General features: G+C 35.0%; 9 protein-coding genes. 3 read left to right on the plus strand and 6 right to left on the minus strand.

The genetic code is table 11. The features are described from left to right. Window positions 1–15 precede the first annotated feature (15 nt). A complete protein-coding gene (locus MY04_RS20065; RefSeq protein ID WP_066212753.1) occupies window positions 16–954 on the plus strand; it encodes a bifunctional riboflavin kinase/FAD synthetase in 939 nt (312 codons plus the stop codon). 5 nt (window positions 955–959) lie between these two features. Here the strand turns inward: MY04_RS20065 and MY04_RS20070 are convergent, their stop codons facing one another. The 3 genes from MY04_RS20070 to MY04_RS20080 all read right to left on the minus strand — a co-directional run bounded on the left by MY04_RS20070 (window position 960) and on the right by MY04_RS20080 (window position 4,465). Further along, a complete protein-coding gene (locus tag MY04_RS20070; RefSeq protein WP_066212756.1) occupies window positions 960–2,339 on the minus strand; it encodes an alpha/beta hydrolase family protein in 1,380 nt (459 codons plus the stop codon). A 470-nt stretch (window positions 2,340–2,809) separates the two neighbouring features. Next, window positions 2,810–3,901 (minus strand): DNA polymerase IV, encoded by a 1,092-nt coding sequence (dinB, locus tag MY04_RS20075; protein ID WP_084005988.1) that lies wholly within the window; start codon window positions 3,899–3,901, stop codon window positions 2,810–2,812. Between the two features lie 36 nt (window positions 3,902–3,937). Then, window positions 3,938–4,465, minus strand: a complete 528-nt coding sequence (locus MY04_RS20080) for a hypothetical protein (protein ID WP_066212761.1) — start codon at window positions 4,463–4,465, stop codon at window positions 3,938–3,940. Window positions 4,466–4,653: 188 nt separating this feature from the next. Between MY04_RS20080 and MY04_RS20085 the strand changes: the two genes are divergently transcribed. Then, window positions 4,654–5,004: a hypothetical protein gene (locus MY04_RS20085; protein WP_066212770.1), complete on the plus strand. Its 351-nt coding sequence runs from the start codon at window positions 4,654–4,656 to the stop codon at window positions 5,002–5,004. A 1-nt stretch (window position 5,005) separates the two neighbouring features. Here MY04_RS20085 and porZ read toward each other — a convergent pair whose 3' ends face one another. After that, entirely contained in the window at window positions 5,006–7,219 is a 2,214-nt protein-coding gene (porZ, locus tag MY04_RS20090) for a type IX secretion system anionic LPS delivery protein PorZ (protein WP_066212773.1), read from the minus strand. 174 nt (window positions 7,220–7,393) lie between these two features. Here porZ and MY04_RS20095 point away from each other — a divergent pair, with 174 nt between their 5' ends. Next, the gene (locus tag MY04_RS20095) at window positions 7,394–9,262 is read left to right on the plus strand and encodes a glycoside hydrolase family 13 protein (RefSeq protein ID WP_084005989.1); all 1,869 of its coding nucleotides are present in this window, start codon (window positions 7,394–7,396) and stop codon (window positions 9,260–9,262) included. Window positions 9,263–9,321: 59 nt separating this feature from the next. Here the strand turns inward: MY04_RS20095 and MY04_RS20100 are convergent, their stop codons facing one another. Both MY04_RS20100 and MY04_RS20105 read right to left on the minus strand, forming a co-directional pair. Continuing rightward, complete coding sequence (locus MY04_RS20100; protein ID WP_066212775.1) at window positions 9,322–10,896, minus strand: DUF1254 domain-containing protein; 1,575 nt, start codon at window positions 10,894–10,896, stop codon at window positions 9,322–9,324. 83 nt (window positions 10,897–10,979) lie between these two features. Further along, window positions 10,980–11,942 (minus strand): helix-turn-helix domain-containing protein, encoded by a 963-nt coding sequence (locus MY04_RS20105; RefSeq protein ID WP_066212779.1) that lies wholly within the window; start codon window positions 11,940–11,942, stop codon window positions 10,980–10,982. Window positions 11,943–11,958 lie beyond the last annotated feature (16 nt).

Here is an 11,958-nt window from a genome sequence, read left to right on the forward strand (position 1 = left end):
TCGAAGAAATAAAGAATGAAAGTACATTACGGGATAGAAAATTTTAAGCCTCTCGAAAAAGCTACAGTGACTAGTGGGACATTTGATGGTGTGCATTTTGGGCATCAACAGATTTTGTCGCATCTAAGAAAAACAGCTGAAGAGGATGGTTCTGAAACCGTATTGATTACTTTCTGGCCTCACCCGAGGTTTACACTTCAACCCGAAGTGGCAAAAAAAGAATTAAAGCTAATCACTAATTTAGAAGAGAAAATCGATCGCTTAAAAGAAGAAGGGATCGATCATCTTATTGTATTGAAGTTTGATAAGAAGTTTTCTCAGATGACCTCTTTAGAGTTTGTACAGGAAATCTTGATCAATAAAATTAATACCACAAAATTAGTGATTGGCTATGATCATCGCTTTGGAAGAAACCGCGAAGGAGGTTTCGATTATCTCAAGCAACATCAAAAAGATTTTGGTTTTGAGGTAGAAGAAATAACAAAGCAGGAAATCGAAGATGCCGCTGTTAGTTCTACAGCTATCAGAAAAGCAATTCTTGATGATGGGAACGTAGAAACAGCCGAAAAATACCTAGGTTATCATTATTCCTTCAAAGGCAAAGTAGTGAGTGGAAACCGTATTGGTCGTAAAATCGGTTTTCCAACAGCAAACATTGAATTATTAGATTCCTTTAAATTGCTCCCTAAAATTGGCGTTTACGCTGTAACCGTTGATGTAGAGGGGAAAGAAAGAAAAGGAATGATGAACATCGGTAACCGACCAACAGTAACTGACGGAATACTAAAAACGATAGAAGTAAACATCTTCGATTTCGAAGGTGATATTTACGATCAAGAAGTAAAAGTATCACTAATCCATAGAATCCGATCAGAAATGAAGTTCGATGGAGTAGAGGCGTTAATTGCCCAACTGCATGAAGATAAAAAAGCAGCCCTATCGGTTTTAGGTTAAAACTTTTATTCCTTCACCTTAACCACCTCCACCAACCAACTACTCACCTTCTCTAAAAAAACAGGCGATAACGTCTGATCTAAAAGACCATATTCAGCAGGTAACCCAGAAGTACTTTCTTGGAACAGGTGATTCAATCCCTCTAACTTTTCAGTTTTAAAATTAGGATTCTCATTATTAGTCAATACATCATTCACCACTTGTAGGTTTTCATCAGCAATTACTTGCACATCGTTACTACCGTTAAGGGCATATAAAGGTGTTTTTATTTTCTCAAGGTATTTTTTAGGATCTAGCTTTACAAATTCTATAAACCATTTATTGGTCATGCCTTGCACAATGGAATTTAATTGCTGATTACTGATGTTATTTTGGTATTGATGCTTAAAGTATTCTCTCAATCGAGTATCCAAAGGTTGTTCGTTATTGATAATAATATTGTAAGCATTCTCAAAAATCTCTTGATTGGCCGCTACTGCTTTATCAGGAACACCACTCAGAATTTCAATTTGTCTTTTTTGATGTAACAGAAGATCTCTACCTAATATAGTAGGAGAGGCCATGAGTACAGTATAAGCTATGTCGCTACTTTCTGATGCAATCATTTGAGCGATTATGCCTCCCTCACTATGTCCAATTAACCCAATTTTACTTGGATCAACTTCAGTTCGTTTTTTAAGAAATGAGATGGCCGCTTCTACATCTTTTTTGAAGTCATAAGTAGTGGCTTTAGAAAAATCACCTTGTGATTGACCCACTCCTCTTTCATCAAACCTTAAAACAGCAAAGCCTTTTTTAGTGAGTACATCCGCTAATAGTAAAAAAGGCTTATGTCCTAAAATAGTTTGATCTCTATCAGAAGGGCCACTTCCAGCAATTAAGATAACAGTAGGGTATCTTTTTAGATCTGTAGGACGAGTAAAAGTACCCGAAAGCATTATACCGTCTTCTTGATTGTAAAATTCAATATCCTTGACCACATACTTAAAAGGAGGTTTAGGTTCTTGAGGTTTAGCCAAAGGAGTTTCTTCTGAAAGGTTTTTGACCAGATTCATACTAAACTTTTGCCCGCCTTGTTTAAAATGTCCCTCAATATTATCATCGTCCATAACACTACCTACATATTCTATTCCTAGATTAGGTAAATTGATTTGAATGATAGGATGATGATATTTGATTTCATGTATCGGAAGACCTTTTACACCTTGAGCTGGAATATCCATAATTCCCTTCAACTCATTGTTCTTAGTAGAAATCTTAAAGATGATATCCAGCTTGCCATTAGGTAAATTAAGTGTCCCTTTCCATGGACCTGCAAGGTTTTGTGCATGTATCATAGAAATTGATGAAAACAGAAGAGTAAGAAGTAATAGTTTTATTTTCATAATTGGTCACTTTTGGTAAAAGGATATCTTGATATAGAAATTACAACAAAAAGTAGTAAAACAATAATTAAGTTGAATAAAAAATATAGAATATAAGATGAATTTATCTCCTTTTTTTGTCCGATATAGTACACTTGTAATATTTTTCCGATTAAAATAAATTAAAGGAATTTTGTTTTAAATGTTTTGTATTTATCTGATAATCAGTTTAAATATTGTACTTTTTGGGTGAAAATGAATTTTTATTCAATATTAATGAATGTAAATTTTTGAATCATAAATATTATACTTACTTTTATGTAAACAATTGTAAATATAAATTCATTTTCACGATATTTTTCATCGCTCATGGTTCATCAAATTAAAAAATTTATCAACGCAAACAGTTCATTTGGATTAGGCCTTTTAGTAGGGGTTTTATTCGGATACTTTTTGGCATTTTTAATTGTAAGTTACTTTCTAGTGTAGTTCTAAAATAATTCTAGTTGTTGAAAATCATCACTCGAATCATTATCATCATTACTATCGAAATCTTGAAGATTACTTATACTTATACCCAAAAGTCTGACATTAAAAGTTTGCGGTTCTAATTCATCTAAAAGAAGTAAAGCTTCTGATACTAATTTACTCTTTTGCGTAACAAGCTGTTCAAAAGTTTTACTTTTTGTATGACTCTCAAAATTGTGAAGTTTAATTTTTACAGTTAGCGTTTTTCCTCGTTTATTTCCTTTGATTATTCTTTCCCAAAGAATATCACCTATTCTAATGAGGTGTTCTTTCATCTTCTCTACGTTGGCAATGTCCTTAGAAAAAGTACGTTCTGCACCAATAGATTTTCTTTCTCGGTGAGGTTTTACTTTCCTGTTGTCTATTCCTCTTACGATGTAATAATAGAATTTTCCCGTTTTTCCGAAATTATCATTCAAATGGGATAATGGCCATTCTTTAAGATCTTTGCCTTTGTAGATACCTAGCTTTTTCATTTTTTCTGCCGTAACAGATCCAATACCATAGAATTTCTCTATAGAAAGTTGTTCTAAAAATTCCTCAGCTTGTTCGGGCAAGATGACTGACAGTCCATCGGGTTTATCAAGGTCTGATGCTGTTTTGGCTAAAAATTTATTATAAGAAACACCCGCACTAGCCGTTAGGTTTAATGTATTATTAATTTTTTCACGAATCTCTTTCGCAATTTGTATTGCTGATCGAATTCCTTTTTTATTTTCTGTGACATCCAAATACGCCTCATCAAGTGATAAAGGTTCTACAAGATCAGTATATTCAAAGAAGATTTTACGAATTTGGTAAGAGACATCTCTATAAACATTAAATCTCGACTTTGTAAAAATAATCTGAGGGCATTTTCTATAAGCCAAAGCTGAGGGCATAGCCGATCGAACCCCAAATTTACGAGCTTCATAACTTGCAGCAGCAACAACACCTCTTTCGCGGCTACCACCAACAGCTACAGGCTTACCTCGTAAATGTGGGAAATCTCTTTGTTCAATGGAAGCAAAAAAAGCATCCATATCTATATGTATTATTTTTCTATGACTCTCCAATAATTAAACTAAAGTGTAATTTATGAGATAGATGTGTTAATCAAAGAAACGAACATCATAGCTTTTAGAAACAAACTCAATGGTTTCTATGTTTTCCATTTTGTTTGCCCAAACAGACATCACAAAGAAAATGTCGGCCATAGTGTTTAATAAATCGGTGACTAATTTATCGACTTTAACATCCTCGAACTTTGCTATTTTATAAGCCCAGCGAGTGGAATTTTTACTTTTTGATCGACATAAATTTAAAATTCCAGCTAATTCACAGCCAATAGGTAGACTAAACATTTTTGTTTCTTCCTTAACAAGTAGCTGATATTTATCGTGAATATCAATAGCTTTTGAGATATCCTCTTCAGTTACGGCCACTTTACCACGAATTGAACCATTCACGTGATAGGCCATTTCACAAAGCCAAGTTAATTCTTCCTGCATTTCTTTATAGGCAGTCGCTTTAGAATAAGCATAGCCAATATGACTTGCCAGTGAATCGGTTTCTACTTCGTAGTCGCATTTAAAACTGGTTTCCTTTAAATAAGGATAACACATTCTAACTTTCTTCATGATTTGATATAATGGTTTTTTCAAATGTAACACCTAGAAAGAAAAGTTAAAACAATATGATCAGCAGAAATAAATGATTTTCATAATTGGTAACAGTGTATTTATTTTGTTAACATGTTTAATGTTAAACTATATTTTTTAGCTAAAGATTAAAAAAAAGTATTCTTTTGCAGAAACTAATTTAGACCATGAAAAAAATAGCCTTATTGTTATTGCCATTATCATTACTATTCTCATGCAATGATACACCTGTAGCTCCAGGTAAAAACTTTGATACAGTATTACAAACCACTACAGGTGATACTTTGGTAAAATATCATAGTGGAGGTTTCTTTGAAGCCTACATCATTTCATCGAATTCTTATTTGAATTCTAAATGGACTTTATCCAACGAAACGGATAAAGTGATACCTCAAGTAGCTAGAGGAAGAATTTGGGAAGATTGTTCTAGAATAACCAATGGTTTTGATCAGTTTCCTGCTTTTGAAATTGAAGAGATGAAAACTTCTCCTTTAGAAATTTATGATTGTGATTTTTAAATTATCTCACAATCGCAAATTTACCAACATATTTCTCCGCTCCTTCTTGATCTGTGCTAAACACAAAATAGACTCCCGTTGAGGGTTTAGAACCGTTATTTAATCGAAGATTCCAAGAGGTGCTACCGCCATAAGACGCTCCATTCCATACAATTTGTCCTGCAGTGTCGGTAATTCGAACATCAGCATTAACGGCTAAACCAGAGATAGTAAGTACTCCTTGGTATTCCGGTCGAACAGGGCTTGGGAAGATTTTAACGTTCTCAAATTTTGTGCTGCCTTGTGTAGCATCACTACGATAGGAAACAATTCCATCCGAAGTGTTGATAAAGACCTCTCCACTTGTCGGTTGAATAGCAATATCCCTAATATCATTAGAGAGTAAAGAAGAGTTCTCAGTAGTAAATTGTTGGAACAAACGGCCACCGTCGCTACTAAATAACCAGAGTCCTCTAACCGTACCTAACCACTTTCGATTTCCTCCATCGACAGCAATTGATTGTACTCTTTCACCCTTTAAAAGAGGGAAACCATCGTACCTTGGTAAAGAGACACTAAATTCTCCAGCTTCTGTTGGTGCGGTTCCAAAATATTCTGCAGTGCCGTCGTCTGTTCCCATCCACATGCTCCCTGCATTATCAATTTGTAAGCTTAACACCGTATTACTTGGCAAGCCACCGTTAGTTTGATCTGTAGATAAATATCTAGAGTTACCATCTTTAAATACCAAAAGTCTATCACCGCTCACCAAAAGCCAAGCATCTCCTTGAAAGGAATTTTGAGTTTCTGTAGCTGCTCCCGTTATTTTTCTGTCTAAGAAATGTTGCCATTCGCCTGCAGGATTTCTAAAGTGAAGGTAACTATCAGTAGTCGTCCAAAGATTTCCGAATTGATCGAAACTTAAACTTTCTATACTCGCCTCTGTTCTACCATTTACTAAGAAAGGGTCTTTGATGATTTCAAATGTTTTCTCATAAATGTGGAATGCGAATAAACCTTCTCCTTCAGTACCAAAATACACTTTCTGTTCTTGAGGCATAAATGCCATTCCTTTAAACCTTGGTAAATTAGGAATTGTAGTGACATCAGATCTTACAAGCGAACTATAATTTTCCCATATTCCATTATTGAAAACAGCAAACGAACCCACATTAATGCCTGATTCATCGGATGGCGTCATAAAAATGAAATTCTCAGCATTGATCATGTCATGTGCAGTAGAAAATAATGGTCCTGAAGGAGCAAATGTTTCAATACTACTACTCACCTTCACCATTCCATTGGTAGCATCGGCAATCCAAGCATTTCCATCGGTATCATCAATTACTTGTTTAGGAGTAGGGACTTTTTCGTTTTGATATTCGGATAATTGATCATTGGTATCAATCAAATAGATTTTATTGGTGGCAGGTAAACTGATATCATCACCCCAAAAATCAAGTAAAAAGCTTTCTTCATCTGTATAATTACCAATTGATGATATCCCGTTAGGACGATATGCATTAATCTCTTTTGGTGATGCCACAGTGTAATACACTTTATCATCAGAGAATAAAACAGTATTGATTTCATTAGCTGTTGAAGCCACTACATTTTTCCAGTTATTGTAATCTTGTTTGTTGGTGTTTGCATCATCACCCACACTTTTTATCCCTTCGGCACAGGCAATATATAGGGAATCATTAGAGAAGGTAATATCGTACACATTCATTTCTGAACCACCTTGACCAATAAAATCATAGGTCTCTTCGATGATATAATTTGTAGTATTGACCTTCACTACACCAAAGCTTGCACAGATATACATAAACTGTTTATCCATTCTAAAACCAAAAAATGATTTATTGGGGTAGTCACTGTTTAAAACAGTTCTCATATTAACGATATCAGTATCGCTAATAAAATCAATATTACCATTGGCGTATAGTACAATAACCTGATCACTAATGTCTGAGTAACCAATACTTAAGATATTGGCATCACTTAATCCATCTTCTTTTGTGATGGTAGTGATTATCCCATCAGTTCTATCTAATGAAAATAAAGCATTTTGAGAACCGCATATCGCTTCATTATCAGTTAAAGTTATAGAGTTGGTTTGTGTATAGTTAAGGTGGGATCGCCAAGTATTCACAGGGATATCTTGTGCAATTAGGTTTACAGTACTTCCTAAAGTCAGAATGCAGAGTAGTTTAATTAAAAAGTGGCGGTTCATATTATCATCGATGTTTAAAATACCAAGATACTCAACGAGTACTATTTATCGAAAAAAGTCAGAAAAAAAGAAAAAAAATACAACTGCAAACGGTTGAAATTTTAAATGATTTTCAAATAAAGATTAATAACAGTATGTTTGTTTGTAATGAAAAAAGTATAATACTAATAAAATATGAAATCTTTTAGAAACTACGTCATTACTCTTATGACGGTTTTTTTAGCATCGTTCTCGGTTCTTGCCTCGGATGCTACAACAACTAACTCAGCAAACAACAAAAGTAAGGCACCAGTAATCAATCAAGTCGAACCAGCTTTTTGGTGGGCAGGCATGAAAACTCCATCAGTGATGTTGATGGTTCATGGTGTGGATTTAGCTTCTACGGAAGTGACTATTGATGCAAAAGACATTAAAATCAATGAGGTAAAATCATTGGATAATGCTAACTATGTATTTATCGATCTTGATATTTCTAAAGCAAAAGCGGGTACTTACCCTATCACTTTTACTAGAGGAAAAAAGAAAACAGTAATTAACTACGAGCTTAAAGAAAGAAACAAAGAAACAAAGGCTCAGGGTCTTGATCAGTCGGACGTGATGTATTTAATTATGCCTGACCGTTTTGTAAACGGTAACCCTGATAACGACTCAAGCGACAAATTAGTGCAAAAAGCAGATCGTTCTGATAGAGGTGGACGTCACGGTGGTGATATCGCAGGTGTTACTTCAAAATTAGATTACATCAACGATTTGGGTGCCACTACAGTTTGGTTAACTCCATTCTTAGAAAACAATCAACCGGGTTGGTCTTACCACGGTTATGCTATCACAGATTTTTATCAAGCAGATGCACGTCATGGTGATAATGCTGAGTATAAAAACATGGTATCAGAAGCACATAAAAGAGATATGAAAGTGGTGATGGACTTGGTATTCAACCACATTGGTAATGGTCACTTATGGATGAAAGATCTTCCATCTCAAGATTGGATTCACCAATGGAAAGAGTTTACTAAAACAAACTACAAAGGAGAAACAATCTCAGATCCTAATGCTTCTGAGTATGACAGAAAAATTATGCAAGAAGGTTGGTTTGATGGTCATATGCCTGACTTAAACCAGGATAATCCTTACTTAGCAAAATATTTAATGCAAGCTTCTTTATGGTGGATTGAGTATGCTGGTATCGATGGTATTAGAATGGATACTTATCCTTACAACAAAAAAGAAATGATGTCAGAGTGGGTATCTTATGTAATAAACGAGTATCCTGATTTCTACATTGTAGGCGAAACTTGGTTGCCAGGTGCTACTTGGGAATCGTATTGGAAAACTGGCGGTAAGAACAGAGACGGTTTCAATACCACTTTAAAATCAATTTCTGATTTCCCTGTATGGGACGCATTAAACAAAACTTGGAGAGATCACTGGAGTATTACTGAAGTTTATAAAACACTTACAGAAGACTTCTTATATGACAATGCAGGTCAGAATAAAATCTTTATGGATAACCACGATGTGGACAGAGCATTTGGTTCATTCAAAAAAGATCTTCCAAATATGAAATTGGCGACTACTTTCTTATTAACAACAAGAGGTATTCCTCAAATTTTCTATGGTACTGAAATCTTGATGGCTAAAGGTGGTGATCATGGTGATTTAAGAGAAGACTTCCCTGGTGGATGGGCAGGCGACAAGCGCGATGCTTTCACTAAAGAAGGAAGAACTGATGATGAAAACGAATACTTTGATTATATCAGAACAATTCTTCAATGGAGAAAAAATTCTGAAGCAATCACTGGTAAATTAAAGCATTGGGTACCTTTTAACGAGGTATATGCTTACCAAAGATATACGGATAACTCATTTGTTTTTGTAGTGATCAATAACAATTTAGATGAGCAAACTTTCGATACTGCTCGTTTCGAAGAAGCATTAAAAGGAAAAACTTCCGGTAAAGATATTCTTACTGGTAAAACAATCTCTTTTGATGGTAAGATGACGATTCCTGCAAAGACAGCTTACATCATTGAGTTGAAATAATAAAAATTAGATAGAAACAATAAAGGCTGTCCTCTTTCGGGGACAGCCTTTTGTTTTTATTAGTTTTTGATTTCGGTAACATTACTTGGTACCCACTTTCTATCGTGCCACTCTTGTAATGGACCATATAATCTTAAAATCACAAACATACTCTTACCTGGGATGGTTTGTAACCAATTGCTCTCATATCCTTTTGGAGCTTTTGGTCCGAAATAGATATCGTAAGAACCATCTTCATTTTTTCTCAAACCTTCCGTTTGCGAACCTACCGTTGGATACGCTTGATCTGTTTGTAACATCGATCTTGTTTGAGGATCATATACTGTTACTGCCCAGAAGTTTTTCGCAGGAGGGTTAGGAGGAATATGAAGCTTATAGTTTTTACTGCCATCGAATGGGACTTTTTTATCGTCAACATAAGCCATAGCATAATCCGACCCAATGCCTAATCTAGGTACTGCCATTGCTGGAGTAACCGCTGTGTAAGGATAATGGAACATTACTCGAGCATCCGAGTTCATAGTATGCCCATCTTTACCATTAAAGAACACATTACGATCTACCCATGCCATTATCCAATGACTATCTTTTTTAGTTGGGAAGACCTTAATTCCTTTCATATTGCTTACACTACCTTCACTTCTTGGGTACCATACAATAGATCTAGCAGTGGCATTACCTATCGCTACAGCATCTGTTAGTATTCTTTTCATACGAGCATCTGGAGCAAACTCTTTTCCTTTTTCAATACCAATAGAAGCAATTAGACCACGTGTTTCCGCATCTAACATTTCATACGGTTCCTCTTGAATCACTTCATTTAAGTGTTCATAGAAATGGAAATCGTTGGTGTGGATGGTATTGAATTCTTTCCCTGTACCACTAATAAATTCCATTGGTTTAGGATTATTCTTTTCTGATAAAGGATAGATTTTCAAGTTGTTTTTGATGTTGGCTACAGCAGCATCAATACCATTTTCAATAAATGCTCTCATGAAAATCCAAACTCTATACGTTTTCGATTTTACCACATAATATCCACTTGGAATCTCTCCTTCGTAGTCAGGAGGAATCACCAAATATTTACCACCTTGTGCTTTGTCTGGACCGAAAGGACCAATGTCTTCCATGTATCTAAACCAAGCATCGTTAAATGCACCTAACATACCTTTTGGTACTTCAATCACCATAGGACCTGTATTTTTCATATTCAAACTAGGAATACTGTACAGCGTAGAAGTATTCGCAGTTAAATACAAAGGTTTTGAATCCATCAGTTTATCAAATAATAAGACTTTATTGTAATCGTCGACCCCAATTTCCGCTGGGCCAACCATCAATTGTCTTACTGAAACGGCAGGCATACATTTTAAGAAAACATCTACACCACGCATACGATCTAAGTTTTCGTATACTTTTTCTGCTGTTTCTGGAAGAGGTGCCCCATCAATAAATTCCAAATCTCCAATGGATGTGCTTACTTTATCCGGAGTAAGAATTCCTTCAGGTATATTCGTTGTTTGATGATATTTCTCTATTGTTTTTGAGTGATTATCTTCTTGAGTTTGACAGGAAAAACCGACCATCATTAAGGCCAGTGCTATTGAAGAGTTTTTTATAAATCTGAGTTTCATAGTGATTAAAAGTTTTGTTATATCTAATCAAACGGCCATTATTTGATGTAAATTGATAAATTTTAATCGCTGTCTGTTAGATTCTAATTGTTGTCGTCCTGACTGTTTTTAAAGTCTTTAGGGCTGATGCCATACGATTTTTTAAAGACCATAGAAAAATGACTGGCATTGGAGAATCCTAGATCCATGGCGATCATAGACATAGATTTTTTATTTTCTTTGAGTAAGCGTTTGGCTTCCTCCAAACGTACTTGTTGCTGAAATTTATAGATAGGTTGTTTAAAGAAAGTCTTGAATAATAAACGCAGACGACTTACACTCATACCACATTCCATCGCCAATTTATTAATGTCGATATTGGCTCCGTTCTGATCAATTATTAATTGACGTGCAGTAAACAGGTTCTTCATGTTAAGGTTCATGTCCTCTTTCTCTTCTGCATGAAGCGAAAAGCGTTGTAGAGAAAGTGTGATCAGGTAATCTAAGCAGTTTTTGATGAGTTCCTGACGGAAGAAGTCCTTTTTGTCAATATCAAATGCTCTAACCAAGGTACCAAGCATCATATTGTTTAGTCGATCATAAATTAAAAAGTTTCCTAGTTCATCGAGTTTCTCTTTCAAAGGAGGTGACAAACTGATCATTCTTTCAAATTCATCATCCGCTATTTTTACAATAACGGCTTTAATAGGCACTTTTGCTGGCTGAAACCATGCGATATTCTTTTTGGAATCGTTGGTTAAAATCACCCCTTCCAATTCGATATTTTTATCGGTATTTAAAGCAACAAATTTATCTTGATGGGAGTGAGGTAAACCAAATAAGAAGTTGACAAATCCATCATCATCTTTGAGATCATCGCCTTCTAAAGGAGCATGCAAAAGGTAATCGAACTGTAAAGCAAAATGTTCATCACTGAAAAGAAAGCTGTTCAAAACCCCTTTTCCGATATGATTATCAAAGGATAATTGATTTTTTGTTCTTTTGGCTTTTAGTTTTTCTTGCCAATACTCTAAAAGAATATCAAGTTGTTTTTCTGCTTTCGACATGCTCAATAAAGGTGTT

The organism is Flammeovirga sp. MY04 (assembly GCF_001682195.2).
Classification (GTDB): Bacteria; Bacteroidota; Bacteroidia; order Cytophagales; family Flammeovirgaceae; genus Flammeovirga; species Flammeovirga yaeyamensis.